24 protein-coding genes and 1 tRNA gene are annotated in these 25,613 nt (G+C 67.2%); 13 read left to right on the top strand and 12 right to left on the bottom strand.

Annotated elements, in window-relative coordinates; genetic code table 11:
• Together ACWDTD_RS13915 and ACWDTD_RS13910 are read right to left on the bottom strand one after the other, a co-directional pair.
• On the bottom strand, positions 1 to 471 hold a 471-nt coding region (locus ACWDTD_RS13915; protein WP_449747696.1), incomplete at its 3' end, for an SDR family NAD(P)-dependent oxidoreductase.
• Position 472: 1 nt separating this feature from the next.
• Positions 473 to 1,120 (bottom strand): TetR family transcriptional regulator, encoded by a 648-nt coding sequence (locus ACWDTD_RS13910; RefSeq protein WP_449747695.1) that lies wholly within the window; start codon positions 1,118 to 1,120, stop codon positions 473 to 475.
• Between the two features lie 139 nt (positions 1,121 to 1,259).
• Between ACWDTD_RS13910 and ACWDTD_RS13905 the strand changes: the two genes are divergently transcribed.
• Positions 1,260 to 1,333 (top strand) — tRNA-Gly (locus ACWDTD_RS13905).
• Between the two features lie 176 nt (positions 1,334 to 1,509).
• Here the strand turns inward: ACWDTD_RS13905 and ACWDTD_RS13900 are convergent.
• On the bottom strand, positions 1,510 to 1,962 hold the full coding sequence (locus ACWDTD_RS13900) for an anthrone oxygenase family protein (RefSeq protein ID WP_449747694.1): 453 nt from the start codon (positions 1,960 to 1,962) through the stop codon (positions 1,510 to 1,512).
• 80 nt (positions 1,963 to 2,042) lie between these two features.
• Between ACWDTD_RS13900 and ACWDTD_RS13895 the strand changes: the two genes are divergently transcribed.
• A complete protein-coding gene (locus ACWDTD_RS13895) occupies positions 2,043 to 3,002 on the top strand; it encodes a cupin domain-containing protein (RefSeq protein ID WP_449747693.1) in 960 nt (319 codons plus the stop codon).
• Positions 3,003 to 3,061: 59 nt separating this feature from the next.
• Here ACWDTD_RS13895 and ACWDTD_RS13890 read toward each other — a convergent pair whose 3' ends face one another.
• Positions 3,062 to 3,943: a 2-hydroxy-3-oxopropionate reductase gene (locus ACWDTD_RS13890; RefSeq protein ID WP_449747692.1), complete on the bottom strand. Its 882-nt coding sequence runs from the start codon at positions 3,941 to 3,943 to the stop codon at positions 3,062 to 3,064.
• A 40-nt stretch (positions 3,944 to 3,983) separates the two neighbouring features.
• A complete protein-coding gene (locus tag ACWDTD_RS13885) occupies positions 3,984 to 4,787 on the bottom strand; it encodes a hydroxypyruvate isomerase family protein (protein ID WP_449747691.1) in 804 nt (267 codons plus the stop codon).
• 40 nt (positions 4,788 to 4,827) lie between these two features.
• On the opposite strand from ACWDTD_RS13885, the gene ACWDTD_RS13880 reads away from it, so the two are divergent.
• A complete protein-coding gene (locus ACWDTD_RS13880) occupies positions 4,828 to 5,190 on the top strand; it encodes a nuclear transport factor 2 family protein (RefSeq protein WP_449747690.1) in 363 nt (120 codons plus the stop codon).
• Positions 5,187 to 5,786 carry a thymidine kinase gene (locus ACWDTD_RS13875; RefSeq protein ID WP_449747689.1) on the top strand — a complete coding sequence of 200 codons (600 nt, stop codon included), beginning with the start codon at positions 5,187 to 5,189 and terminating at the stop codon, positions 5,784 to 5,786. Before ACWDTD_RS13880 ends, ACWDTD_RS13875 begins: the two co-directional genes overlap by 4 nt.
• A 7-nt stretch (positions 5,787 to 5,793) precedes the next feature.
• Here the strand turns inward: ACWDTD_RS13875 and ACWDTD_RS13870 are convergent, their stop codons facing one another.
• Both ACWDTD_RS13870 and ACWDTD_RS13865 read right to left on the bottom strand, forming a co-directional pair.
• Entirely contained in the window at positions 5,794 to 7,422 is a 1,629-nt protein-coding gene (locus tag ACWDTD_RS13870; RefSeq protein ID WP_449747688.1) for an MFS transporter, read from the bottom strand.
• A 36-nt stretch (positions 7,423 to 7,458) separates the two neighbouring features.
• On the bottom strand, positions 7,459 to 8,580 hold the full coding sequence (locus ACWDTD_RS13865; RefSeq protein WP_449747687.1) for an NDMA-dependent alcohol dehydrogenase: 1,122 nt from the start codon (positions 8,578 to 8,580) through the stop codon (positions 7,459 to 7,461).
• Between the two features lie 152 nt (positions 8,581 to 8,732).
• On the opposite strand from ACWDTD_RS13865, the gene ACWDTD_RS13860 reads away from it, so the two are divergent.
• On the top strand, positions 8,733 to 9,317 hold the full coding sequence (locus ACWDTD_RS13860) for an acyl-CoA-like ligand-binding transcription factor (RefSeq protein ID WP_449747686.1): 585 nt from the start codon (positions 8,733 to 8,735) through the stop codon (positions 9,315 to 9,317).
• A 12-nt stretch (positions 9,318 to 9,329) separates the two neighbouring features.
• On the opposite strand, the gene ACWDTD_RS13855 is transcribed toward ACWDTD_RS13860, so the two are convergent.
• Together ACWDTD_RS13855 and ACWDTD_RS13850 are read right to left on the bottom strand one after the other, a co-directional pair.
• Entirely contained in the window at positions 9,330 to 9,515 is a 186-nt protein-coding gene (locus ACWDTD_RS13855; RefSeq protein WP_449747685.1) for a hypothetical protein, read from the bottom strand.
• A 49-nt stretch (positions 9,516 to 9,564) separates the two neighbouring features.
• Positions 9,565 to 11,232 (bottom strand): alkaline phosphatase D family protein, encoded by a 1,668-nt coding sequence (locus ACWDTD_RS13850; RefSeq protein ID WP_449747684.1) that lies wholly within the window; start codon positions 11,230 to 11,232, stop codon positions 9,565 to 9,567.
• A gap of 229 nt (positions 11,233 to 11,461) precedes the next feature.
• Between ACWDTD_RS13850 and ACWDTD_RS13845 the strand changes: the two genes are divergently transcribed.
• The 6 genes from ACWDTD_RS13845 to ACWDTD_RS13820 are packed head-to-tail and all read left to right on the top strand — an operon-like array spanning position 11,462 to position 17,602.
• Positions 11,462 to 12,106, top strand: a complete 645-nt coding sequence (locus ACWDTD_RS13845) for a TetR/AcrR family transcriptional regulator (RefSeq protein WP_449747683.1) — start codon at positions 11,462 to 11,464, stop codon at positions 12,104 to 12,106.
• Positions 12,103 to 12,876: a hypothetical protein gene (locus ACWDTD_RS13840; protein WP_449747682.1), complete on the top strand. Its 774-nt coding sequence runs from the start codon at positions 12,103 to 12,105 to the stop codon at positions 12,874 to 12,876. Before ACWDTD_RS13845 ends, ACWDTD_RS13840 begins: the two co-directional genes overlap by 4 nt.
• A gap of 7 nt (positions 12,877 to 12,883) precedes the next feature.
• On the top strand, positions 12,884 to 14,185 hold the full coding sequence (locus tag ACWDTD_RS13835) for an aminotransferase class III-fold pyridoxal phosphate-dependent enzyme (RefSeq protein WP_449747681.1): 1,302 nt from the start codon (positions 12,884 to 12,886) through the stop codon (positions 14,183 to 14,185).
• Positions 14,178 to 15,476 (top strand): MFS transporter, encoded by a 1,299-nt coding sequence (locus ACWDTD_RS13830; protein WP_449747680.1) that lies wholly within the window; start codon positions 14,178 to 14,180, stop codon positions 15,474 to 15,476. The genes ACWDTD_RS13835 and ACWDTD_RS13830 overlap by 8 nt, the downstream gene beginning before the upstream one ends.
• A gap of 30 nt (positions 15,477 to 15,506) precedes the next feature.
• Positions 15,507 to 17,363 (top strand): neutral/alkaline non-lysosomal ceramidase N-terminal domain-containing protein, encoded by a 1,857-nt coding sequence (locus ACWDTD_RS13825; protein WP_449747679.1) that lies wholly within the window; start codon positions 15,507 to 15,509, stop codon positions 17,361 to 17,363.
• On the top strand, positions 17,360 to 17,602 hold the full coding sequence (locus tag ACWDTD_RS13820; RefSeq protein ID WP_449747678.1) for a neutral/alkaline non-lysosomal ceramidase C-terminal domain-containing protein: 243 nt from the start codon (positions 17,360 to 17,362) through the stop codon (positions 17,600 to 17,602). The genes ACWDTD_RS13825 and ACWDTD_RS13820 overlap by 4 nt, the downstream gene beginning before the upstream one ends.
• Here ACWDTD_RS13820 and mgtA read toward each other — a convergent pair.
• Together mgtA and ACWDTD_RS13810 are read right to left on the bottom strand one after the other, a co-directional pair.
• On the bottom strand, positions 17,574 to 20,171 hold the full coding sequence (gene mgtA, locus ACWDTD_RS13815) for a magnesium-translocating P-type ATPase (protein WP_449747677.1): 2,598 nt from the start codon (positions 20,169 to 20,171) through the stop codon (positions 17,574 to 17,576). The genes ACWDTD_RS13820 and mgtA overlap by 29 nt on opposite strands.
• Positions 20,158 to 21,744, bottom strand: a complete 1,587-nt coding sequence (locus ACWDTD_RS13810) for an MFS transporter (RefSeq protein ID WP_449747676.1) — start codon at positions 21,742 to 21,744, stop codon at positions 20,158 to 20,160. Before ACWDTD_RS13810 ends, mgtA begins: the two co-directional genes overlap by 14 nt.
• A 114-nt stretch (positions 21,745 to 21,858) precedes the next feature.
• Between ACWDTD_RS13810 and ACWDTD_RS13805 the strand changes: the two genes are divergently transcribed.
• Both ACWDTD_RS13805 and ACWDTD_RS13800 read left to right on the top strand, forming a co-directional pair.
• Positions 21,859 to 22,860 (top strand): DUF389 domain-containing protein, encoded by a 1,002-nt coding sequence (locus ACWDTD_RS13805; RefSeq protein WP_449747708.1) that lies wholly within the window; start codon positions 21,859 to 21,861, stop codon positions 22,858 to 22,860.
• Positions 22,861 to 22,915: 55 nt separating this feature from the next.
• Positions 22,916 to 24,364, top strand: coding sequence for an amidohydrolase family protein (locus tag ACWDTD_RS13800; protein ID WP_449747675.1), 1,449 nt, complete (start codon positions 22,916 to 22,918; stop codon positions 24,362 to 24,364).
• 27 nt (positions 24,365 to 24,391) lie between these two features.
• Here ACWDTD_RS13800 and ACWDTD_RS13795 read toward each other — a convergent pair whose 3' ends face one another.
• Positions 24,392 to 25,606 (bottom strand): carboxylate--amine ligase, encoded by a 1,215-nt coding sequence (locus ACWDTD_RS13795; protein ID WP_449747674.1) that lies wholly within the window; start codon positions 25,604 to 25,606, stop codon positions 24,392 to 24,394.
• Between the last annotated feature and the right edge of the window lie 7 nt (positions 25,607 to 25,613).

Here is a 25,613-nt window from a genome sequence, read left to right as displayed (position 1 = left end):
GGCGCCGGATACGATTCCACTGCACCCGCGCCCAGCGGGCCAGCATCCAGCAATTCCACTGCTGAACGGAATTGCCCGCTCAACTTCGAAGAGCCGGTATGCGGTGGTGAAGTCGGTGAGGGCTCCCACGTTGAGTGCCACCTCGTCGCGAATGCGGGCGGGATCGTCCTCGGCGAGGAATCCGTGGGTACCGAAACCGGCGTTGTTGATGAGGATGTCGACGGTGAGTCCGCGTGCCTCGACGTCGGCGATCACCTCGTCGGCGGCGGCGGGCAGCGACAGGTCGGCGGCGACGACCTCGGTGCGCACCCCATGTTCAGCGTGCAGGGTCTCGGCGAGCGCGGTGAGCTTGTCCTCGCTACGGGCCACGAGGATCAGCTGCGCACCTCGCGCGGCGAGGGCTTTGGCGAACTCCTCGCCGATGCCCCCGCTGGCCCCGGTGATCAGTGCCGTGCGGTTCTGGTAATCCATGTCACTCCTTGGGTTGAGTCATGTTGTCTGCGTGCGTGATTCCGAGTCCATCAAGTGCGAGCCGCTGGAGAATCCCGGCGTAGTGGTGCAACGCCGTTGTCCGCTCGGCGGCCGGAATCGAGTCGACGATTCCCTTGATGCCGTCGAACGATCCCACCAGGACGGTGGCGACCGAGGTCGCGTCGATGTCGGCGCGCACCTCGCCGGCTTGTTGACCGGCGCGGAGAATGTCGGCGACCATGCCGATCCACTCGGCCATCGGCTTCTCGTATGCCTCACCGGTCGTCGACGATCCGGCCAGCTCACGCACGAGCCGGACGACGCTCCACGCTCCCGGGTCGGTGTCGAGCAGGTCGAGCATGGCCGGGATCAGGTCAGCGAGTTGCTCGGTGGGGGTCGCAAGTGCGAGGACGCGGCCCTGCACGTGCTGTACCCACCGCTCCTCCTGGTCGTCGATGACCGCCTCGGCCAACGCCGCCTTCGACGGAAAGTAGAAGTAGAAGGCACCCTTGGTGAGACCGGACTCGGCGATGAGTTCACTGAACCGCGTGGCCTCATAGCCCTTCTCGGCGAACACCCGTGCAGCCACCTGCAGGAGGTGACCGCGAGTGGCGGCGCCCTTGGCGGTGGGTGGATGTGTCGGACTCACGGCGCCAACAATATACCGGCCGGTCGGTTTATACAAACCGGCTGGTTGGTTTCTCTCATCGACGGCGCCCGAAGAGAGCTACTCATCCATGTCGCGGGCTGGGTTTGCTACTCTGTCGTTCGCGAGTCCTGGCTCGCGCGCCGATGTAGTTCAATGGCAGAACATCAGCTTCCCAAGCTGAATACGCGGGTTCGATTCCCGTCATCGGCTCCAGACTCGGCCATCCGGCTGATCCCGCCGCGCACACCAGACGCTTCCGCGGTCGGTCTGCTTTATACGGTCTCGACGGTCGACTCGATCCGCGATGCACCATCAACGAGAGTCCTGATCAGAGCGATCTGACCGGGACTTTCGTCGTGTCTGTGGCGCCACGACTCGCTCGCACCCGGTCAGAGCCGCAAGGCGGCCACGGCAAGACTCGCGAATGCGCCGACGCTGGTGACGGTTCGGACCACGTTCCAAACCGTCCAGGACGACTCGAATGCGGCACGAAGTCGAGCCACCGGTTCCACTCCGTCCTGCAGTGCGGTGTTGAGCGGGACGTTGACGGCCATCGTGATCACCACGGCGACGACGTACAGGCCCGCACCGACGACAAGCCACCAGCGGGCCTCACCGCGCCATCCGAGTACCGCGACGACCAGGGTCAGGATCAGCGCGCCGCCGAACAACGCGCCGAACACCGGATTGAGGATGGCGACGTTGATGCCCCGCATCGTGGCGACGAAGGAGGCGTCGTCGACGCGACGCAACCCCGGCATGACGGAGTAGGAGAATGCGGCGAACAAGCCGGCGATCAACCCGGTGGAGATGACGGCCAAGAGCAGAAGTGTGCGGGTCATGTAGCCATCTCACCTCCACTCGCGGAGACGAACCATGCTGATTCCTCGCTCTGGCATACGTCATCGTCTACCTTGGGCGTATGGACGCGGTGGCCGGGCTGCTCGACGGTGCGCGGGCCGACGGCGCCTTCATGATCCGGAGTGTGTTCTCGCCGCCGTGGTCCTTCCGAATCCGCGACGAGGCCCCCTTGGCGGTGGCGGTGTGCGTCAGCGGCGCGGCCTGGGTCGTGCCCGACGATGCTCCGCCAGTGCACCTGCATCCGGGCGACGTCGCGGTCTTCCGCGGCCCTGATCCCTACACCGTGGCCGCAGACCCCTCGATCGCGCCGACTGTGTTCATCGAGCCCGGACAACATTGTGTCGATGCGTTCGGCAACTCGATGGCCCCAGAGATGGTCTTCGAATCATCAAGCCGCAGTTGGGGTAACGACCAGACCGGGAAAGATGTGCTCGTCACCGGCACGTACGAGTCGAGTTCGGCGGTGAGCGAACGACTTCTGCGCGCGTTGCCTTCGCTACTCGTGCTCCGGGGCGACGAGTGGTCGTCGAATCTCGTCGCCGTGCTGTGCGAGGAGGTCCAGCGCGACACTCCCGGTCAGGAGGTCTTCCTCGACCGGCTGCTGGATCTGGTGGTACTCGGCGTCATCCGTGCCTGGCTCGAGCACAGCGCGACCGCACCTGCGTGGTATCGCGCAGCACTCGATGATGTTGTGGGAGTAGCGCTGAGGGCAGTTCACGAGCGACCCGCTCACCCGTGGACGGTCGCGTCGCTGGCGGCCGAGGCAGGCGTTTCGCGGGCGGCCTTCGCCCGGCGATTCGTCACCCTCGTCGGCGAGACCCCGATGGAGTACGTCACCTCGTGGCGACTGGCCGTGGCCGCCGATCTGCTCACGCGCACCGACGACACCCTGGCCCGCATCGCGCGGCTGGTCGGGTACTCGAGTCCGTTCGCGCTCAGTGCCGCGTTCTCCCGGGTGCGGGGCGTGAGTCCAGCCGCGCATCGTAAGGCGTCACGGCCTACCCTGCTCGCCCGTGCATGAGTGGGGTTCGTGGCGCCTCGGGCTCCAATCAGCGTCACCAACGTCCTGACCCGCAACAGCTAGTGCAGCCGCCCCGACAACCGCTGCACCCCGCGAAACAGGGCGGAGTGATCAAGACCCCCGTCGCCGTTGGCGCGCGCCGAGGCCATCAGGGTGGCCACGAGCGACCCGACCGGGATCACCACACCGGCCGCGCGTGCGGCCTCGGTGACGATGCCGAGATCCTTGTGGTGCAGGTCGATTCGGCCGCCGGGCGCGAAGTCACGATCGATCATGCGTGTCGCCTTGTGGTCGAGCACCGCGGAACCCGCGAGTCCGCCGGCGAGGACCCGCGTCGCGGCATCGGTGTCCACGTTCTGCGCCTCGAGAAAGACGATCGCCTCCGCGAGCGCCTCGATGTTGGCGGCCACGATGAGCTGATTGGCAGCCTTCACCATCTGCCCGCTACCGCTAGGTCCGACGTGCACCACGGTGGCGCCGAGGACGTCGAGAACTGCCGCGACGCGTGCGAACGCGTCGTCGGAGCCGCCGACCATGATCGACAGGGTGCCGGCCACCGCACCCTCCTCACCACCGGAGACCGGCGCGTCGAGAAATGACATCTCTGCCGCGGCGGCGGCCTCGGCCATCCGGATCGCCACGTCCGGGCGGATGCTGGAGAAGTCGACGATGACGGTCCCCGGCGCGGCGTGTGCGAACACTCCGTCGTCGCCGGTGAGGACGAGTTCGACATCGGTGGAGTCGGGCAGCATCAGCGCGACGATGTCCGCACCGGCGACCGCCGCGGCGATCGAATCAGCGCGCCGCCCACCGGCTTCCACCAGATCCGCCGCCTTCGCAGGTGTACGGTTGACACCCGTCACCGTGTGCCCGGCGCGCACCAGATTGATCGACATCGGACTCCCCATGATGCCCAGACCGATGAATGCGATTGTGGCCATGGGGCTTTCCTCCTTCAAGACAAGATCTTCCCCGACCACCTCAGACGGGATAGCCGGCGATCCAATCGAATGTGTCGCGGCGAGTTGCCCGGTACTCCAGACTGATCCAGCCCTCATACGACGTGCGGGCGAGGTGCCGGAGATGGTGCGCGAGGTCGAGCGCGCCGGTCCCGGGTTCGCCGCGGCCGGGGGCGTCGGCGATCTGTACATGCCCGATGCGGCGGGCGTATCGGTCGATGACCTCATCGAGGTTCTCGCCGTTGACGGCGAGGTGATAGAGGTCGGCGAGGAGCTTCACATTGGATGCACCGTAGTCGCCGACCACGCGGTCGGCGACGGCCAGTGCGTCGGCGGCATGGGTCAGCGGGTAGGCGGGGACGGCGCTGAGCGGTTCGAGCAACACGTCCGCGCCGATCGTCGCCGCACGGCGGGCGGCGAACGCGAGATTCTCCGCCGCGAGCGCATCCTGGGCGTGCGCGTCGAGACCCTCGACACGATTCCCGTACAGCGCGTTGAAACCGACCGTACCCAGTCGGTCACCGATACCGATCGCGACGTCGACGCTGTCGCGGAACTGCGCCGAGGTCGTCGGGTACGAGAGCACACCGCGATCTCCCGCGGCGAGATCGCCTGCGGCGAAGTTCAAGTGGGTCAGTCGAACCCCGGCGTCGGCCACCGCGCGAACGAATGACTCCACGTCGCGGTCGGCGGGCACCGCGACGTCGAACGGCCACCAGAACTCCACCGCGCCGAATCCGGCCGCACGTGCGGCCCGCGGACGCTCGAGCAACGGCAGATCGGTCAGCAGGATCGAGCAGTTGACGGTCAGTCGGCCCATGTCCATAGCGAGATCAACATACTCCGTCGCAGTAGGCTTGAAATCCATGAGCGACGACCCAACCTCGCCCGAGGGCGTGGTGCGCGCCTTCTACGCTGCCTACAGTGAGTCGGCGCCCGAACGATTCGGCGACATCGTCGACGACGGCTACACCGATTACGGGCACAATCCGCCCGGCCGGGGTCCGCAGGGCGCCCGCGACGATTACGAGCATGCGGTGGCCATGGTGGGCGGCGCCATCCACTACGACATCGACGCCCTGGTGGCGCGTGACGACACCGTGGCGGTGGCGTGGACGGGCCACCTGCCCACCGGCACCACCGCCCGCGGCCTGAGCCTCTACGTGGTGCGCGACGGCAAGCTCGCCGAGACACGTCACGCCCCCATCGGACCCCCGCCCACCTCATGACCCAACCCGGCAGGCTGGTGTTCTTCTACGGACCGATGGGCGCCGGCAAATCCACCCTGGCCCTGCAAACGCATTTCAACCAGAGCCAGCAGGGCCGCGTGGGCATTCTGCTCACCAAGCACGACCGATCGGGGATGGCGCTGGTGACGAGCCGCATCGGACTCGAGGCCGAGGCGGTCATGATCGACGACCACACCGATGTGCACCGCGTGGCCACCGAGGCCAGACGCGGCGCGGGACTGGACTACCTGGTGTGCGACGAAGCGCAATTCCTCACCCCCACGCAGGTCGACGAACTCGTCCGCGTCGCCGACTCCGACGGCGTCGACGTCTTCACCTACGGCCTGCTCACCGACTTCCGTTCGGTCCTGTTTCCCGGTGCGGCACGACTCGTGGAGGTGGCCGACGAAATGCACCGCATCCAGACCGTGGTGCTGTGCTGGTGCGGGCGCACCGCGTTCCTCAACGCGCGAATCGTCGACGACCGGATGGTGCGCGAGGGTGACCTCGTCGCCATCGGCGACACCACGGCCGGCGCGATCAGTTATCGCGCGTTGTGCCGCCGACACTACTTCGAGGACCGGGCGGCACGCTGATCGAGACTCACGCCGAAGTATCCGAATCCGACTGCGCCGCACCAAGTTCTGCGGCCGGGATCCGCGGCAGCCGTTGCGCAAGGAGGAGTCCGAGCAGGGCCAGGAACGCGGCGAGCAGAATCGACTTCTTGATCGCCGTGATCGCCGAATCCCGGTAGTGGTCCTTCAGCGTGGCGACCTCGCCCTGCGGGATGCGGTTGGCGCGGGCGACGTCGTCCAATCGATCCGCGGGCAGTACGTCGACGCCGTCGGCGGAGGCGTCGGCGACGAGGCTCTTGGTCTGGGCGGACACCGCGGAATCGGACTGCACGGCATCGTTGAAGCCGCTCGAGAGCGAACCGATCAGCAACGCGCCCAGCAATGCCACGCCGACCGACATACCGATGTTCTGCGCGGTTCCCTGCAGGCCACCCGCCTCGCCTCGGTCCCTGTCGCCCACCGACGACATGATCACGTTGCCGAGTTGGGAGGCCACGAGCCCGAAGCCCGCGCCGAAGACCGCCATGCCGATCCCGAAGAGCAGTCCGTTGAGTTGCGGATCGATCGTGGACACCAGCACGATCGATCCCGCGGCGACGAGCACCAACCCGAGCGACACCACGGTGCGCGGCGACTGTGTGCCCGCGAAGCGGGGACTCACGAACGCCGCCAGCAGCATGGCCACCGACATCGGTGCCAGCCTCATCCCGGTCTCGAACGCGTTGTATCCGAGGACCACCTGGAGGTAGATGGGGATGACGAAGAACACGCCGCCGATGATCATCTGCTGCGCGGACAGCATGCTCAATCCGTTGCGCAGCTGGAGTTTCCGGAGCAGATCGGGATGCATGAGCGGGACGTCACCGCGGGCGATCACCCGGCGTTCCCAGGCGAAGAATCCGATCAGGACGAAGATGCCCGCGGCGATCATGAAGGGAACCACCGAGAATCCGAACGGCGTGATCTCGTGGCCGGCGATGGTCAGCGCACCGCTGGGCTTGAGGAAACCCCACGTGCCCGCCTGGACCATGGCCAAGACGATGAGGCCCAGACCGATCGCGGAGAGCGCGGTGCCGCCCCAGTCCATCCGGCGGGACGTGGCCCGCGCGGTGTCGGCGATCACCCGCACACACAGGATCACCCCGATACAGACCACCGTTTCGGCGGCGAAAACCACTCGCCAGGTGAGGTTTTCGGTGACCCACCCGCCGATCAGCGGGCCCGCCGCCGCACCGGCCGCGGCGACACCACCGAGCACGCTGTAGGCCGTGGCGCGGTCCTTGCCGGAGTAGTTGCCGGCGGTCAGCGAGATGATCGCCGGCATCACCATCACCGCGCCCGCACCCTCGATGAACGACCAGCCGAACAACAGGACGCCGATGTTGGGACTGAGCGCGGTGATCAGTGAGCCCGCCCCGTACACGGCCAGGCCCACCGCGAACACGCGCCGACGACCGAACATGTCGCCGAGGCGCCCCCCGAAGAGCATGAACGAACCCATCACCAGCGTGTAGAGCGTGATCGCCAACTGGACCGCGGTGATCGTGGTGTCCAGATCGGCGACCACGCTCGACACCGACACGTTCATCACGGTGGTGTCGAGCACCATGATGAACTGGGCGGCGCACAGGATCAGCAGCACGCCCCAGCGCTTCATGCAGGAAACGTTACTGCCACATCGGCGCCGTGCGCGTCACCCGAACCGAATGACACCGCGGATGTTGCGGCCCTCCCGCATGTCGTCGTAGGCGGTGTTGATCTGGTCGAGCGTGTACGTCCGGGTGACGAGTTCGTCGAGCTTCAGCTTGCCGGCCCGATACATGTTGAGCAGCATCGGCATTGCCTCGCGCGGCGACTTCATACCGTAGAGCGCCCCTTGGATGCGCTTTTGCATCATGGCGAGAATGTTGGCGTTGACCCCGGGGATCACGCCATCCTCGGCTTCCGGGCTGACCCCCGTGACCACCACCGTTCCCGCCTTGCGGGTGGCGGCGAAACCCTGGCCGATGAGTTCGTTGGTCACGATGCTCGCGGTGAGGATCACGACGTCGGCGCCCTGCCCGTTGGTGAGTTCCGCGACGCGGCCCATCGATTCCTCGATCGACCCGAACGTCTCGGTGGCGCCGAAATCGACCGCCCACTTCTGTTTGTCGGCCACCGGGTCGACAGCGATGATGTGCGCGGCCCCGCTTTCGCGGGCACCCTGCACCGCATTCATGCCGACGCCACCGACACCGGCGACGATCACCACGTCGCCGCGCTGCACATTGCCCGCGGTGGTGGCCGAACCGAAGCCGGTCTGCACGCCGCACGCGACGAGGCAGGCGATCTCGAGGGGAACATCCTTGTCGATCTTCACCAGCGACATCTGGTCGTACACCTGCCACTCGGAGAAGGTTCCCAGCAAGCCCATGGTCGCGACGTCCAGGCCGTCGTCGGAATGCATCCGGTAGGTGCCGTCCATCTGGTGGCCGATCAGGATCAGCGCCCCGTTGTCGCAGAGGTTCTGCATTCCGGCGGCACACCAGCGACATCGACCGCACGACGGGATGAAGGAGGTCAGGACGTGATCACCCACCTCGAAGCCGGTGACGTTCGGGCCCACCTCCTGCACGATGCCCGCACCCTCGTGGCCGCCGACGACGGGCAGGTGCCCGGCGCTGATGTCGCCGTGCGAGATGTGGTCGTCGCTGTGACAGAGGCCCGTGGCGACCATCTGTACCAGCAGTTCGCCGTCCTTCGGGGCGTCGAGTTCGAGTTCTTCGACCGACCATTCGCCGGGTGCCTCTCGCAGAACGGCAGCGCGTGTTCTCATTTCTTTCCTCCTTCGACCTCGCCGGTTTGGCGATGTGACCTGAGTCTCAATCGGAGGATATGACACGGTGTGCCATAACAGTGCGGATTTCGATAGGACATCAAGCCGTCGGTCACGCCGCCTGGCCTGTGCGTGTCGGCCATGATGGAGCGATGGCACACGACCCGGGCGGGCGGCCGGCCACCACCAGCGCACACCAACTCGCCGCGCAGGCCCAACGACTGTTCCTCGAGAACGGATTCGATCAGACCAGCGTCGAAGACATCGCGACGGCGGGCGGAGTGAGCCGCCGGACGTTCTTCCGCTACTTTCGGACCAAGGCCGATGTGATCTGGGTGGAATCCGACGCCGAGCACGCGCACTTCGAGCGGCTGCTCGCGACGGCGGAACCCGGGATGGATCCGTGGGATGCGGTGGCACAGGCCTACATCGGATCGATCGATCACGGACGTGCCGAGGACGAATGGGCCCGGCACCGCGCCCAACTCATCCTCAACGAGCCGGCCGTGCAGTCCCAGGCGTGGGCGGTCTACCGGCGATGGCGGCACACGGTGGCCGGCTTCGTGGCCGACCGCAGCGATAGCACCGCAAGCGCCCGCCTACCGCTCGCGACGGGCCATTGCGCGAACGCGGCAGTTGTTGCCGCACATGAATATTGGCTCAATCACCCCGACCTCGCGCTCGACGAGTGCATGCGCACCATGTTCGAACTCATGCGGCCGCGCGAGCCGGAGTGACCGACGGCCGGGTCAGGGCAGGCAGATACTGATGTTCGACGAACCCACCGGCACACTGATGCAGACCCGCAAGGCGTCGTGCGGTTCGATGAAGCCGCGCGAGTCGAGCGGGGCCGCCGATGCGGCGGGGGCGGCGACCGCGGCGAACGATAGGGCCGCCGCGGCCGAGGCTGCGGCAATCACAAGTCTGCGCTTCATAAGGACTCCTCGGTGGCGACGTGGTGGCAGCGTCGTTGCTGCGCCAATCCTACGGGAGTTCGATGCGGCGGCGACCGTCACGCACCTGCCACCGCGCGGCGACGTGCGTGCGGCCACCCGGTGCGGTGACATCGTCGAGCAGATGCCAGGTCGCCAGCGCGCGGGCCGGCGTGACGTTGAGCAGCACGAATCCGTGCTGATCGAGTTGGGCCCATTTGACGTGGCGGTTGATTCCGCGCAGGGCGTCGACCGCGAATCCGAGGCTCCCGTCGGGCAGATAGAGCGTCTCGCCGATCGTGTTGGCGGTCACCGACGGCCCGACGAACTCGACACCCGCGGTCTGGCCTGCCGGGTAGGCGGCGGCGTCGAGCGGGAGGTCGTTGGCCCACGAGGTGTGGATGTCCCCGGTCATGAACACGGGGTTGCGCACGTTGTGACGGGTGATCGCCGAGAAGAGGGTGGCGCGATCGTGGCTGTAGCCGTCCCACTGGTCGGGGTTGACCACCACCCCTTCGTGCGGCAGGCCGATCTTCTCCGCCAGCGCGCCGGTGAGATTCGCGTCGAACGGCGGAAACAGCAACGGGGACAACATCACCGGGTTGCCCACGAGCTGCCAGCGGGCCGTCGACGTGGTGAGCGCGTTGATGAGGTGATCGAGCTGGGCCTTGCCGGTGATCGTCGCCGACGGCGAATCGATTGCGCTGCTGAAGAGTCCGGGCTGGCGGGTGCGGTAGGTGCGCAGGTCGAGCATGGTGAGATCGGCCAGGGACCCGAAACGCAGGGTGCGGTAGAGGTGCGGATCGTCGAGATTGCCCGACCAGCGCACCGGCATCCATTCGGTGTACGCCTGAAACGATGCCCGCTTGCGCACCTGCCATGGACCGTCGCGCGTGGGGTCGTGCGGGTTGTCGCCGGTGGCGCCGTCGCGGTAGGCGTTGTCGGTGAGCTCGTGATCGTCGACGGTGCAGATCCACGGATGGAGCCGGTGGGCCTCTTGCAGGTCCGGGTCGGTGCGCTGCGTGGCCAGTCGCAACCGGTAGTCGGCCAATCGCACCACATTGTGGAGTGGGGCGACGGTGCGGACCGCGCCCTTGGGACCCACGTACCCGTTGTGCGGATACTCGTAGATGTAGTCACCGAGGGCCACCACCGCGTCGATCTCGTCGTGGTCGGCGAGCCGGCGATACGCGGTGAAGAACCCGGCCTCGTAATTGGCGCAGCTGACGAACGCGAAGTTCAGCGCGGGCACGCCGGCACCCGGCGCGGGCGCGGTCTTGGTGCGGCCGACCGGCGACACCTGCCCGGCGGTGGGCCCGTCGAGTGAGGTGAACCGGTAGAAGTACCGCGTGGCGGGCGAGAGCCCGGTCACGTCCACCGTGACGGTGTGATCGCGCGCCGCGGTTGTGGTGACCGTCGCACTGCGCACCATATGCCGAAAACTCTCATCGAGCGCCACATCCCAGCGCAGCGACGCCGGGCCGCCGCGACCCGATCCGGGCGTCGCGTCGGCGAACGGGGTGATGCGCGTCCAGATCAGCACCGCATCCGCGAGCGGGTCGCCCGACGCCACACCGTGCGCAAAGGCCGCAGTGGGAGCACCGGAAGCGTTGCCGGACAAATCATTTGCCGCGACGGTCAAGGCTCCCGCACCGGCGATGGTGCCCGCCGCGCGCAACACCGTCCGTCGCGTGAGCGGCCGCCTGTCGAAAGTATTCATTCCCCGTGCCTTCCTTCATTCGAGCGGGCCGGACCCTACCGCCATCGGGTGAACACCAGCCGAACTTCCTTCACCTGCGTCGACGCTCGACCGTCGGCGCCGTGTTGCGTGTTCGTTAACTCCTCCCGGTTTCGGTTGCAGGCCACCCATGGGCGGCGCACATTGTTCCCAGTTGACCAAGTGGTCAACTTTTCCACCAACGTAAGGGACCGTCCACGAGATGCGCCGCATGACCTTCGATGAACGTCGCAGCGAATTGATCGACGCCGCGGTACGCGTGATCGCCCGCGATGGCCTGACAGCCGCCACCACGCGAGCGATCGTCGCCGAGGCGGGTATGCCCCAGGGCGCCCTGTTCTATGTGTTCCCGTCACGAGAAGCGTTGCTGAGTGCGGTGATCGAACACGTCACCGACCAGGAACAGCTCACCGCGATCCTCAGCGCAGACATGGTGATGGAGAACATGTCGGTGCGGGACGTGGTGCGTGAGGCGCTCGACGGCTACCTGCGTCTGCTCGAGGAAGACCCCGCCCGCGAGATCGCACTACTCGAACTGGCCACGCACGGCATGCGCCACGATCCCGACGCCGTTCGCACGCAGTGGCAGACCTACCGCGACTCCGTCGCCGACGCGATGCGCTATCTCGCCGAACGGATGTCCTTCCGCTGGAGCCTGCCGCTGGACCAACTCGCCCACGTGGTCACCGCATCGATCGACGGCCTCACCGTCTCCTGGCTCACCGACCGTGACTCCGCGGCCGCCCGCCGGCACATCGACATCCTCGCCTCCACCATCGCCGGTCTGGCCGTAGCCCCCACCGATTCCGATTCCAGTTCCGATACCGATTCCGAAGGGGAACTCACCCCGTCATGATGCTCACCCACGACGACCGCGTGCTCGCCGAGATCAACGCCCACGCCGTGCTCGGCGCGCTGCCCCGACTGGCCGAACTGGCCCCCGGGGCCGCCGACATCCTCACCGGCGTCCACTCCCCCACCACTCTCAACCTCGTGGTGCGGGGCGGGCCCACCGCCCACTACCGCTTCGGCCCCGACGGAATCTCCACCGTCGCGCGCCGGGCGAGCGGACCGACCCTGCTGTTCACCTCACCCAAACACTTCAACGCGGTGATCGGCGGTGCAGCCCAACCGATTCCGCTGGCCACCCCAGCCGGAATCCGGTTTCTCACGCGGGTGTTCACCCCGCTGACCGATCTGCTGGAAACCTACCTGCGCAGCGGCGACGACCCGGCGTCGGCGGACCCGCGCGATCCCGACACCACCACCCTACTGCTCCTGCACGTGGCGGCCACGGCCATCACCATCGTCGGGAATCTCGATGAGAGCGGGCGGTTCTCGGCCGCGCACATGGCCGATGGCACCCTCGACATCGAGGTCGGGGACGCCATCCGCTATCGGGTGGAGATCAACGATCACCGCCTGCGCCTCGACGACGACCTGACCGCCCCGCCCCGTGCGGCACTGCGATTCGCCGACCTCGACGTCGCGGGCGGCATTCTCACCGGCCGCGAGAGCGCACTGGCCTGTCTGTGCGACGGCCGGATCGCGATGCGCGGCTTCATCCCGCTCGTGGACAACACCAACCGCATCCTCGACCGCGTCAGCAGCTACCTGGAGGCATGAGCCCGACATGACACTCACCCATCCCACCCTCAACCACGCGGGGGCCGGCACGGTCGTCGAGTCCGATCTCCGTCGCTACGCCAAGAGCAACGCGATGTTCGACCGGGCCGTCAAGGTGATCCCCGGCGGCATCTACGGCCACCTCGGTCCCAGCGAGGGGTGTTACATCCCGCGCTCGGCCTATCCGCTGTTCTCCGATCGCGCAGAGGGAACCCGCTTCTGGGATCTCGACGGTAACGAGTTCATCGACTACATGTGCGGATACGGACCCAACGTGCTCGGCTACCGCGACCCCGACGTGGACGCCGCCGCGGCGGCGCAGGCCGGCCGCGAAGACGTGGTGTCGATCCCGGGCGCCACCATGGTGGAACTCGGCGAACTCCTCACCGACACGGTGGCCAGCGCGGATTGGGCGTTCTTCGCCAAGAACGGCGGCGACGTGACCACCCTCGCGATCATGACCGCGCGTGCCGCCACCGGCAGGCAGCGCATCGTGTTCTTCGACGGCTACTACCACGGGGTGGATCCGTGGACCCAGAAACTCGACTACCCCGGAGTCCTGCCGCAGGACGTGGCCGGAAACATCGAAGTGCCCTGGAATGACATCGATTCCCTGCGAAAGACATTCAGCGACCATCGGGGCGAGATCGCCGCGCTGATCGCGCAACCGTACAAGCACGGGAACTTCGTCGACAACGAACTGCCCGCCGACGGGTACTGGCAGGCGGTGCGGGCCCTGTGCGACGAGCACCACGTGGTACTCATCTGCGACGACGTGCGCGCAGGGTGGCGGCTCGACCTGGCCGGCAGTGACCACCATTACGGGTTCAGCGCCGACCTCATCTGCTTCTGCAAGGCAATCGCCAACGGCTACAACGTCTCCGCACTGTGCGGACGCGAATCACTGCGCGAATCGGTCAGTTCCATCACCTACACCGGCAGCTACTGGATGAGCGCGGTGCCGTTTGCCGCCGCCATCGCCACCATCACCAAGCTGAAACAGATCGACGCGCCGGCCCTGTTCCGCCGGCTCGGCACCACGCTGACCGACGGACTGGTGGAGGTGGCCGCACACAACGGCTTTCATCTGGTCGCCTCCGGCGAGCCGGCGCTCTTCTATCTGCGCATCGCCGACGACGACACCCTGATGCTGCACCAGGAGTGGATCGCCGAATGCGTGCGCCGGGGCGTCTTCCTCACCTCCCATCACAATCACTTCATCAATGCCGCACTGACCGACACGGACATCACCCGCACCCTCGAGGTGGCAGACGAGGCGTTCACAGTGGTGCGGGCACGGCATGGGTGAGTCGGTGACCGACGCGCCGGGACGCGACACCATGCACATGGCGACGCTGCCGTGGCAGCGGGTGCCGGGCAAGTGGATCGCACTGTTCGCACTGTCCTGGCTCGGCGTCTGGCTGGCCCAGCTCGCCCCGTTCCAGCTCACCCTGCCGAACCAGATCAACGACTGGCTGGGCATCGGGAGCACCGTCGACGCCGGTAACTGGCGGCAGAGCGTGCTCACCTTCGGTGTGGTGTCGGGGATCTCGGCGGTCTGCGCGCTGATCGCGTTTCCGCTGACCGGATCGTTGTCGGATCGCACCACGAGCCGCTTCGGTCGGCGACGGCCCTGGATTCTCGGGGGCGCAGCGCTGTTCGCGGCCTCGCTGATCGGACTCGGTCTCAGCCACAACATCATCGCGATCACGGTGCTGTGGTGCGCCGTCATCACGGGCTTCAGCGCCGTCTCGGCGGCATTGACGGCCCTGATCAGCGATCAGGTCCCGGTGTTCCAGCGCGGTGTGGTGTCCAGCTGGGTGTCAGCGCCGCAGGCGATCGGCGCCATCCTCGGCATCGCCGTGGTGTCAACGCTGGCGCTGGCCGCGCTGCCGGCGTACGTGTTCTACGCCCTCGTACTCCTGCTGTGTGTGGTGCCGTTCGCCTTCTACCTCGACGACCCCGCACAGCAGGCGCACGACAAGGGCCGGCTGAGTCCGCGCACGATCATCGCCGAACTGTGGATCTCGCCCGCCGAACATCCCGACTTCGGCTGGACACTGCTCGGCCGGATACTGGTGAATCTCGGTAATGCACTGGGTACCTCGTTGCTGTTCTTCTTCCTCGCGTTCGGGCTGCACTCGGGCGATCCGGACAACGACGTGCTGCTGGTGTCGGTGGTGTACATGGTGTTCGTGGTGGCCAGCGCGCTGATCTCCGGTGTGCTCAGCGACAAGGTGGGCCGACGGAAGCCGTTCGTGCTGGCGGCGGGCGTCGCGCAGGGGGCGGCCGCCATCTGCATCGCATCGGTCGCCGACCTGTCGATGACGATGGTCGCCGCAGGCCTACTCGGGATGGGCTTCGGGGTGTTCCTCGGCGTCGACCAGGCCCTGGCGACGCAGGTGCTGCCCGACGCTGAACACAACGGCCAAGACCTGGGCATCATGAACATCGCCATGGCCGTGCCGCAGGCGGTCGGCCCGCTCGTCGGCGCCGGAATCGTGGAACTCACCGGCGGATTCACCGGTCTCTACGTGGCATCGGCCGTGTTCGGCATTTTCGGTGGCATCTCGGTTCTGCTCGTCCGTAGCGTTCGCTGACCCGCGTCCATTTGTCCAAGGGGGAAATTCATGAGCACATCACGTGACACACGCATGCGGGGAGTGACCCGACGCGGCTTCCTCGGTGGCGCCGCCGCCGGTGCGGCCGGTGTGGGCCTGCTGGGCGCGTCCATCGCGACCGGATCGGCCGCCGCCGGGCCGGTGCATGCGGCACCGTCCTCGGGCTACCTGGTGGGCGCGGGCAAGGGCGATCTCACCGGCGCGATCGCCGGGCAGGGAATGATGGGATACTCCGACCTCAGTCAGGTGGCATCCGGTCTGCTGCAACGCACCTGGGCGCGGGCCTACATCATCGCCGACGCCGCCACGGGTAAACGGATCGTCTTCGTCAACGCCGACCTCGCGATCATCTTCGAATCCCACCGCGTGGGTGTGATGAAGGAACTGCGCCGCCGCTTCGGGAACCTCTACCGCGAGGAGAACGTCAACCTCAACGCGACGCACAACCACAACACGTGTGGCGGTACGGCCTGGGATTACGCGTACGTGCTTGCCGCACAGGGCCATCGGGAGAACTCGTATCGCGCCGAGATCGCCGGGCTCGTCGACGCCATCGATGCCGCGCACCGCAGCCTCTCCCCCGGCACCCTTGAGATCGGGCACTCGGAGTTGCACAACGCCAGCGCCAATCGCTCGCTGGCCGCGTTCATGGAGAATCCGGCCGCCGATCGCGACCACTTTCCCGAACACATCGATCCGCAGGTCACCTCGCTGCGACTTCGGCAGGGCGGCACCGTGATCGGCGAGATCACCTGGTTCTCCACCCACGGCACCTCGCTGACCGACGCCAACACCCTCATCTCCACCGACAACAAGGGCTACGCCTCGTACCTGGCCGAGCGGCGCGATCCGGCCGTCGTCGCCTCGTTCCCGCAGACCAACGCGGGTGACATGACGCCGAACCTGTGGGTTCGCAAGCTGCATCCGGGTGGCCCGACCGCCGATCACCGCGCCAACTGCGCGATCATCGGGCAACGTCAGTTCCAGGCGGGCAACCGCGCTCTCGCATCGAGTAGGCCGATGTCGGGGAGTATCGACTACGCCTACCGGTTCGTCGACATGTCCGACGTCGCGATCGACGGACGCTACACACCGTCGGGCACGCCGGCACGCACCACACCGGCGGTGATGGGCGCAGCCGCCGCGGCCACGAGCACCGAGGACAACACGCGCAGCCAGTTGTCGTTCCTGTCCGAGGGCATGGTGCTTCCCTTTGCCGCCGCGCTCGGGGTGAACCCGAACGCCAACGCGCCGGACTGGGTGCTGCAGATGCAGGCACCGAAGGTGCCGCTGTTCCCGCTCGGATTCATGCCGCCCCGTCCGTGGATTCAGCAGGTGTTGCCGATTCAGATTCTGCGCATCGCCGACCTCGTGCTGGTGGCCGGACCGGCCGAGTACACCATCACCGCCGGCCTGCGCATCCGCCGAGTGGTGGCCGAGGCTCTCGGCGTGCCACTGGAATACGTTCTCATCCAGGGATATTCGAACGCCTACAGCCAGTACGTGACGACGCCGGAGGAGTATTTGTCGCAGCAGTACGAGGGCGGCGAGACGCAGTTCGGGCGGTACACGCTATGCGCATACATGCAGGAGTTCGATCGTCTCGCCCGCGACATGAAGGCCGGGCGCCGCACCGGCGGCGGTCCCTCGCCCGCCGATTTCAGCGGCGTGCAACCCGACCTGCTGCCCCCGACACCCGCCGACACCCCGGTTGCGGGCCGGCGATTCGGTGATGTGGTGCGCGGTCCGAAGCCCGGGTATCGCGTCGGCGATACGGTGTCGGTGGACTTCTGCGGTGCTCATCCGGCGAACAAGGTGCGCCGGGTGGGCGCGTCGGGTTCGGCGGCACGCGACGGCTACTCGTGATCGAGAGATTCGAGTCGGGCCGGTGGACCGCGGCCGTCGACGACGACAGCTGGGACAGCGAACTGAACTGGCGCCGACCGGCCGGTTCCACGACGTCGTCGATCATCACGATCGCGTGGCGAATCGCGCCCGGATCGAGCGGGCGTTTCCGTATCCGCTACTTCGGGGACGCCAAACGTGGTGGCGGAACGATCAGTTCGTTCACCGGCGTCAGCCCCGCATTCGACGTGAGTGCGTGACGGTGAAGCGTGAGGCCCGCCGCTCGAGGTGATGCACCTCGTCACGCCAGCGCGGCGGTAGTTGCGGGCCGAACGTGGCCGTGGAGTAGTACACGTGCTTGCCCAACTCGACAAGTATCAGATAGGTCAGCACCATGCCGACCAGGAATGCGTAGAACGTCGCGGGTAGCACCACGAAACCGAGCAGGTGCGCAAGCGGGGTGAAGGGTAGCACCACGCCGATCGTGACCACGGTGCACACCGAGAAGATGAGCCACCCGCCGGCCCGGCTGCGCAGGAAGGGGATGCGTCGGGTGCGGATGGCGAACACGATCAGCGTCTGGGTGGCCAGCGACTCCACGAACCATGCGGTGTGGAACTCCGCCGCCTTCGCGTGGAACACGTTGATCATGACGGCGAAGGTGATGAAGTCGAACAGCGAACTGAGCGGACCGAAGAACAACATGAATCGGCGGATGGCCGCGATGTCCCAATGCGATGGGGAGCGAAGCGATTCCGGATCGACGCGATCGCTCGGTATGGCCAGCTGGCTGCTGTCGTAGAGCAGGTTGTTGAGCAGGATCTGACTCGGCAGCATCGGCAGGAACGGCAGCAGCGCCGATGCCCCGGCGGCGCTGAACATGTTGCCGAAGTTGCTCGACGTGCTCATCTGGACGTACTTGATGGTGTTGGCGAACGTGCGGCGGCCTTCGGCGACCCCACGGGCGAGCACACCGAGGTCCTTCTCGAGCAGCACCACATCGGCCGAGTCCTTCGCCACGTCGGTGGCGCTGTCCACGGAGATCCCGACGTCGGCGGCGTGCAACGCGAGTGAGTCGTTGACGCCGTCACCGAGAAAGGCCACCGCCTGGCCGTGCGCACGCAACACGCGGACGAGCCGTGCCTTCTGGGTGGGCGTCACGCGCGCGAACACCGTGTAGTCGCGTGCCACCGACTCGAACTCGGCATCGTCGAGGCCGTCGAGTTCGGCGCCGGTGATCGCGCCCCCGGAGGCCATGCCGAGATCGTCGACTACCTTGGCGGCGACCACCACGTTGTCGCCGGTGGCCACCTTGACCGTGATGTGCAGGTCGGCGAGCTGCTGTAGGGATTGCGCCGCAGAGGCTTTCGGTTTGTCCAGGAACACCAGGAAGCCCACCAGCCGCAGGTCGTGCTCGTCCGCGTCGGTGATGACCCGGGAGTCGGGCGCGATCGGCTTGTCGGCCACCGCCACCACCCGCGAACCGGCGGCGAACAGGCCGGTCAGCGTGTTGTCCGCGGTCTCGTCGGCGCCGACTCCGCAGCGTTCCAGCACTTTCTCCGGGGCGCCCTTGACCACGAGTCGCGCCGCCCCGTCGGGGTCGACGGTGATCACCGATGCCATCTGCCGGTCGTGGTCGAATGGTCGTGTGGCCACGCGTGTGCGGGCCGCGGCGTCGTCGGCGAGGTGCCCCGCACCGCGCCGCAGCGCCGCGTCGAGCTCATTGCCGCCGGCCGCGAGGGTGCTGTCGGTGGCGAGCAGGCCGGCGCGGAGCACCGTGTCGTCGGCGGTGCCGTCGGGCCGCAACGTGGCGGTGAGTTCGATGTGGCCTTCGGTGAGGGTCCCCGTCTTGTCGGTGAGCAGGATGTCGATGTCGCCGAGATCCTCGATGGCCACAAGGCGTTTGACGAGAACCTTGTCGGCGGCCAGCCGGCGAGACCCCGCGGCGAGTGCGGTGGTGACCACCGCGGGCAGCAACTGCGGGGTGATACCGACCGCGATCGCGAGTGCGAACAGCACCGAGTCGATGATGGGGCGGCCCAGGATGAGATTCGCGGCGAGGATGAAGATCGTCAGCACCACGGCCACCTGCAACAGCAGCATCGAGAACTTCGACAGCCCCTTCTGGAATGCCGTCTGCGGTGGTTCACCGCCCAAACCGCCTGCGATGGCACCGAACTCGGCGCGCTGACCCGTGGCGATGACCACCCCCACCCCGCCACCGGATTGCACCACCGTGCCCATGAAGGCGCAGTCGGTACGGTCGGCGAGGGCGGCGTCGGCGGCCACCGGGTCGAGCTTCTTGTCCACGGCCACCGATTCGCCGGTGAGAACGCCCTCGTTGCAGGCGAGGTCGGTCACCTCGAGGAGCCGCAGGTCGGCCGGAACGATCTGTCCCAGAACGAGTTGCACGATGTCTCCCACCACGAGGCCGGTGACGTCGATGGAGCGTGGCGTGCCGTCGCGGATCACGGTGGTGGTGTGGTGCACACGGTCGTGCAGGGCCTGCGTGGCGCGCGCGGCCCGCAGTTCGTTGACGAAACCGCCGAGCACGCTCGCGGCCAGGATCACCCCGATGACGGCCGCGTCGTTCACGTCGCCGAGCACCCCGGCCAGGATCGCGGTGACGATCAGCAGCACCATCAGTGCGCTCTTGAACTGGTTGGCCAGGATGCGCAGCGGGTGCACCCGCACGGTGTGCAGTGCGTTGGGCCCGTCTCGCTCGAGCCGTTGCCGCGCTTGGGATTCGGTGAGACCACGCGGTGAGGAACCCACCGCGGTGAGAACGTCGGCGGCGCTCGACGCCGCGAGGGCGTCAGGCCTCGTCATTCTCTGCCGCATACTCCTTCATCGCAGCCTTCTCGTCGGCGGCGTTGGGGTAGCAGAAGCCCACCAGTGCCGCACCGGCGGCGACGATCACGACGCCCGCGGCGTACGCACGGAGATCGCCGTGGACGAACGCGTCGCGGGCCGCGGCGATGATCTGCTCGGCGTACTGCGGATAGCGCTGCGCGAGATCGGCTGCGCTGGAGAACGATTTGGTCAGCGCCGCAGCAGTCTCGCTACTGATCTGATCGGCCTGTGGCGAGGAGGAGATCGACTCGTTGAGCGACTTCGCATAGCCCGCGGTGAGAATGGCGCCGAGAATCGACTGCATCACGGCCCCACCGAGGTCACGCTGCAGATCCGACGTGCTCGACGCCATGCCCGCACGGGCGACCGGCACCGACCCGGTCAGCGAATGTGATGCGGGTGTGCCCGCGAATCCCACGCCCAGCCCGATCAGCAGGTACACCCCGATGACCATCCACAGTGATGCGGTATCCCTCCAGGTCAACAGGGCCAGCACCAATCCCGCGAGGATGAACGCGTACCCGAGGAGCAGCGTGACGCGCGAACCGACCGACTCGACGAGTTTGGCCGACCGGGGCGCGGCCACGATCATGGCGGCCGCGGCCGGCAAGGCGAGGGCGCCGGCCTCCAGGGTGGAATACCCGAGGACGTTCTGCAGGTACTGCTGACCGATGAACATGACGCCCATGAGGGTGCCGAAGATGATGATCCCCCCGACCGCGGCAACCCAGAAGGTGCGTCGCGACGCGATCCGGAAATCGTAGAGCGGCACCGGGATGTGCAACTGACGCCAGACGAAGAACACCGTCGAGACCACCGCGATCACGGCGAGCACGATCACCGCGGTTCGGTAGGCAGAACCCAACGGCGCGAAGTTGATCGAGATCACCAGCGAACCCACCAACACGATCGACGTGATGCCGCCGATGTTGTCGACGGTGACCTTGCTGTCGCCGCCGTCGGCCGGCACGAAGAACCACGCCATGCCCAGGGCCACCAGCGCCAACGGAATGGTCACCAGGAACACCGAATGCCAGTCCCACACCTCGAGCAGTCCGCCGGACATGACGGGGCCGGTGGCCGAGATGGCACCACCGAGAGCCGACCAGAGCGCGATCGCCCTGGTGCGGCGCGGCCCCGACCAGAGGGCCGTGATGACCGCCAGTGTGGTGGGGAAGGCCAGGCCCGCCGAGATACCACCCAGGACCCTCGCTCCGAACAGGATGTCGGGGTTGGGTGCGGTACCCGCGATGATCGACGCGGGCAGGGTCAGCAACATGCCGAGGACGAGTAACTTCTTGCGGCCGTACCGGTCGCCGAGCACCCCGAAATACAGCACCGACGCGGCGAGCCCGAGCGAGTAGCCCACCGCCACGAGATTGAGCTGGGTGGAACTGGCGTCGAGATCGCGGCCGATGTCGGGCAGTGCGACATTGGCCACGGCGAGATTGATGTTGGCCACGCCCGCCACCAGGATCAGTGCGGCGAGTACGAGTCCCGGCCGGTCGGGGGCGATTCCCGTGTCCTGGGTGGGGGCTGTCGACGTCACGCCATGAGAGTACGGCGGCGCCCGGCGCGTCGCCCGGAGAACGTCATGGCCGTCGCAGGATTCGTCCGGAAAAGGTGAAGACCGGCTACCCGAGCGTGTTCACTGTAAGCCGTGATGGTCAGCGCAGCGATCAGGTCGGCACTCATCCCCGATTCGCAACGCCGCACACTGGTCGAACTTGAGGAACGACTCGACTTCGCGGTGGGTGACCGATCGGCCAAGCGGTCGGCGTTCTGGATCATGCTCACGCTCTCGGGCATCATCGCGATCGCCGGCATCATCGGCGACAGCACGGCCACGGTGATCGGCGCGATGATCGTCGCACCGCTGTCCACCCCGATCCTGGGGATCGGGCACGGGATCGTCACCGGAAGGCGCCACCTGATTGTCAGCAGCGTCGGCTACGTGGTGGCCGGCGCGGCGGTGGTGACGCTGATGGGTGTACTCCTCGCGCAGGTCATTCCCAATCCGGTCACTGTGCTGTCGAATGCGCAGGTGCTGGGACGGACTTCCCCCACCATCGACGACCTGCTGGCGGCGCTGGCCACCGGCCTGGTCGGGGCGATCGCCATCACGCGACGCGACGTCGGCGACGTGCTGCCCGGCGTGGCCATCGCCATCTCGCTGGTTCCCCCGCTCGGTGTGGTCGGTGTGTGCCTGGGCTCCGGGGCGCCCGCACTCGCGCTGGGAGCGTTCATCCTGTTCGCCTCCAACGTGGTGGCGATGGTCATCACGTCCATCGTGGTGCTGACCATGGCCGGCTACGCCTACGCGGCCGCCGTCGCCTACGAGGGACCGGTCACCCGGCGGAGGAACGCCTACATCGCGGTCGCCGTGGCCCTGGTGATCGTCCTGGTTCCGATGGTGGGGTACTCGCTGTCGTCGCTGTGGGTCAGCCAGATCACCGGGGCCACGAAGGTGTGGTTGAGCGACGGCGGGGTCCGGGACACCGAGGTGTCCGGCGTGTCGATCAGCGGTGAATCGGTGACGGTCAATGTGTTGGGACCGCACGACCTTCCGCCGGTGTCCTCGCTGCGGCACACCGTCGACCGGCTTCTGCCGTGGAATCCCGAGGTGACCGTGATCCACACCGTCGGCAGACGCGAAACCGGCTGATCGGGTCCGATCGGCCGGCCAGCGCCATCGGGGCCGTTGTGTTTGGCTGTCTCGGGTGACGACCCACCTCGGCCACATCGTGCACATCTCCGGAGCGCCGACCGTCGACGCGGCGGCGCAACATCTCGTCGACCTGCCCGACGGTGCGCTGACGATCGACGACGACACCGGCCGGATCACGTTCTGCGGCCCACGCACCGAGCTTCCCCCCGAAAACACCGAAAACACCGAAAACACCAAGAGCGCCGGGACCGCCGAGGGCACCGGCCCGGTGATCGATCACGGCGACGCCTTCCTGATCCCCGGGTTCGTCGACACCCATGTCCACTTTCCGCAGATCTATTCGCTCGACGCCTACGGCGGCGGGCAGCTGCTGGAGTGGCTGGACAACTGCATCTTTCCCGCCGAGGCCCGCCTCGCCGACCCCGACTTCGCGCGCGCGGCGGCTCGCGAGTTCACCCGCCGCCGCGTGGCCGCGGGAACCACCGCGGCAATGGTGTTCGGGTCGGCGTTCCCCTCCGCCCAGGACGAGCTGTTCGAGGCCACCCGACGCGCCGGACTCCGCATTGTCAGCGGACGCGGCATCCAGACCGCCGGTCCGCCGTCGGCGGCACCGCTGATGACGTCGGAGGCCGACGCGATCGCACTGACCACCGCGGAGATCGACCGGTGGCACGAGGCCGACGCGACCGGGCCCGATACCGCGCTGCTACAGGTGGCGATCGTCCCCCGGTTCACGCTGTCGGTGACCACCGACACGCTGCGCGCCCTCGGTGACCTGTACGCGTCGGTGCGCGACCGCGGGGTGTTCGTGCACAGCCACCTCAACGAGAACAACCGCCCCGGCACCGGCGAAATCGACACCGTCAAGCAGCTTTTCGCCGTCGACTCATACCTCGATACCTACGACGGCAAGTTTCTGCCGGGGTCACGCGAAGGCGGCGACAGCTTGCTGGGACGACGCACGATCATGGCGCACGCGGTGCACTGCACCGACGCCGAACTCGCGCGGATGGCACAGACCGGTACCTCCATCGCGCACTGTCCCACCTCCCAACTGTTCCTGGGCTCGGGAACCATGCCGTGGCGACGGACCGTCGCCGCCGGTGTGACGATCGGCGCCGGAACCGACTGCGGCGCGGGCGACGAGTGGCTGGTGTCGCGGGTGCTCGCCGACGCCTTCAAGGTGCACATCTCCGAACCCGGCGACGCGAGCGTGTCGATGCATCCGGCGGAAATGCTGTTCACCGGCACCCTCGCCGGAGCGCGTGCGCTCGATGCCGAGGATCGGTTCGGCAATCTCGACGTCGGGAAGGAGGCCGACTTCCTGGTGATCGAACCGGAGCGGTGGCCGCCGCTGGCCGCGTCGCTGCGTCACGGGGTGCGCGCCGACGACGCGCAGCTCGCGCGCGATCAGACGCTGTTCGCGCTGCTGATGGGGTTGCGCGAGCCTGCGATCGCCGAGGTGTACGTGCGTGGCGCCCGGGTGCGGGCGCCTCGGTGAACACCGCCGGGGGGCGGCGCCGGACGATCAGATGGGACGTCCGTCCCATTCGTGATCGTGCATGAAACCCTCGGCCAATCCCACCCGGTAGCGCGCACAGCTGCGCAGGATCCACACGTACGCCAACGGCAGCATCATCGCGGGTTTCTGATCACCCTTCTCGGTGATGACGTCGTCGCCGGCCCGGAAGTCGCGGAAGAACTGTCGCAGTGACCGGCCGTTGCGCGCCGAGCGTCGCCAGCCGTAGAGCGCCATGCCGAATCCGATCATCCGGTTGATGTCGGGGTCGGGCACGATCGGGGCGTGATCTGCGGATTCCCCCTCTGCGGATTCCCCCTCTGCGGAAGCCCCGTCCGGAAATTCTCCCAGGAAGGCCCGATCGACCCGGTTGTGCGGACGGAACATCATGATTCCGCTGGTGGCGCGGGGATTGCACTCGATGGTGAACAGCCCGCGGTCGGGATGGTCGATGAAGTCCAGTCCGATCTGACCGGTGAACTTCTCGGCGGCCACGAACCGCGACACCCAGTCGGCGATGGGCCGGTGGTCGACGGAGGTGAAGTTCAGGCAGGAGCTGCCGCCGATGGCGTAGTCGACCGGATAGGTGGCGTGCGCCAGGACCTTGCCGTCGTGGCACACCGAATAGGTGCAGTACCGATCGCCGGCCAGCCACTCCTGCGCCAGCCACGGATTGCCCGGGTCATGGTCCACCCAGGACAGGTCGTCGCCGGGAAACACCTTGTGCACCTTCTGCGAACCACGGGAGTAGCAGCGTTTGAGCGCGAAGGGAACGTCGAAGTCGAGTTTCGCCGCGTCCTCGGGGCCGTCGACCCGCGCGAACTTCAGCGTCTCGATCCCCAGTTCCACCAGTTCACGCTGGTAGTCGTACTTGCTGTGCAGGCGATTCTCGGTCTCGAAATCGGAGAGAAAGAGCAGGCATTCCGGCGGGAACAGACCGGTCATCATCGAGAGGATGTCGGTTTCCTCGTGAATCGGGATCACGATGTCGACGGCCTCGTCGGCGACGATCCGGGCCAGTTCACGGCAGTAGTCCTGGGGACGGAACTTGGGCGGGGGCACCAGATGGAAGCCGTCGACGGCGCGGGAGAACCTGCTGACGCCGATGGGAATGCTGTCGACGACGGTGACCCGATGACCCCCGGCCGACATCAGCCGCGCCAGGTTGAGGGTGAGAAACGAACGGCCGAAAGTGATGAGCACATGCTTCCCGGTACTGGCCACACGGCGA

The organism is Gordonia sp. NPDC003425 (assembly GCF_053588635.1).
This window is presented reverse-complemented; position numbering and strand designations above follow the sequence as displayed.

Excerpts from the sequence above, each read along its gene's own strand:
- ACWDTD_RS13900 (WP_449747694.1), bottom strand. The coding sequence starts at position 1,962 with ATGACCCGCACACTTCTGCTCTTGGCCGTCATCTCCACCGGGTTGATC.
- ACWDTD_RS13895 (WP_449747693.1), top strand. The coding sequence starts at position 2,043 with ATGGACGCGGTGGCCGGGCTGCTCGACGGTGCGCGGGCCGACGGCGCC.
- ACWDTD_RS13890 (WP_449747692.1), bottom strand. The coding sequence starts at position 3,943 with ATGGCCACAATCGCATTCATCGGTCTGGGCATCATGGGGAGTCCGATG.
- ACWDTD_RS13885 (WP_449747691.1), bottom strand. The coding sequence starts at position 4,787 with ATGGACATGGGCCGACTGACCGTCAACTGCTCGATCCTGCTGACCGAT.
- ACWDTD_RS13880 (WP_449747690.1), top strand. The coding sequence starts at position 4,828 with ATGAGCGACGACCCAACCTCGCCCGAGGGCGTGGTGCGCGCCTTCTAC.
- ACWDTD_RS13875 (WP_449747689.1), top strand. The coding sequence starts at position 5,187 with ATGACCCAACCCGGCAGGCTGGTGTTCTTCTACGGACCGATGGGCGCC.
- ACWDTD_RS13870 (WP_449747688.1), bottom strand. The coding sequence starts at position 7,422 with ATGAAGCGCTGGGGCGTGCTGCTGATCCTGTGCGCCGCCCAGTTCATC.
- ACWDTD_RS13865 (WP_449747687.1), bottom strand. The coding sequence starts at position 8,580 with ATGAGAACACGCGCTGCCGTTCTGCGAGAGGCACCCGGCGAATGGTCG.
- ACWDTD_RS13860 (WP_449747686.1), top strand. The coding sequence starts at position 8,733 with ATGGCACACGACCCGGGCGGGCGGCCGGCCACCACCAGCGCACACCAA.
- ACWDTD_RS13855 (WP_449747685.1), bottom strand. The coding sequence starts at position 9,515 with ATGAAGCGCAGACTTGTGATTGCCGCAGCCTCGGCCGCGGCGGCCCTA.
- ACWDTD_RS13850 (WP_449747684.1), bottom strand. The coding sequence starts at position 11,232 with ATGAATACTTTCGACAGGCGGCCGCTCACGCGACGGACGGTGTTGCGC.
- ACWDTD_RS13845 (WP_449747683.1), top strand. The coding sequence starts at position 11,462 with ATGACCTTCGATGAACGTCGCAGCGAATTGATCGACGCCGCGGTACGC.
- ACWDTD_RS13840 (WP_449747682.1), top strand. The coding sequence starts at position 12,103 with ATGATGCTCACCCACGACGACCGCGTGCTCGCCGAGATCAACGCCCAC.
- ACWDTD_RS13835 (WP_449747681.1), top strand. The coding sequence starts at position 12,884 with ATGACACTCACCCATCCCACCCTCAACCACGCGGGGGCCGGCACGGTC.
- ACWDTD_RS13830 (WP_449747680.1), top strand. The coding sequence starts at position 14,178 with ATGGGTGAGTCGGTGACCGACGCGCCGGGACGCGACACCATGCACATG.
- ACWDTD_RS13825 (WP_449747679.1), top strand. The coding sequence starts at position 15,507 with ATGAGCACATCACGTGACACACGCATGCGGGGAGTGACCCGACGCGGC.
- mgtA (WP_449747677.1), bottom strand. The coding sequence starts at position 20,171 with ATGACGAGGCCTGACGCCCTCGCGGCGTCGAGCGCCGCCGACGTTCTC.
- ACWDTD_RS13805 (WP_449747708.1), top strand. The coding sequence starts at position 21,859 with ATGGTCAGCGCAGCGATCAGGTCGGCACTCATCCCCGATTCGCAACGC.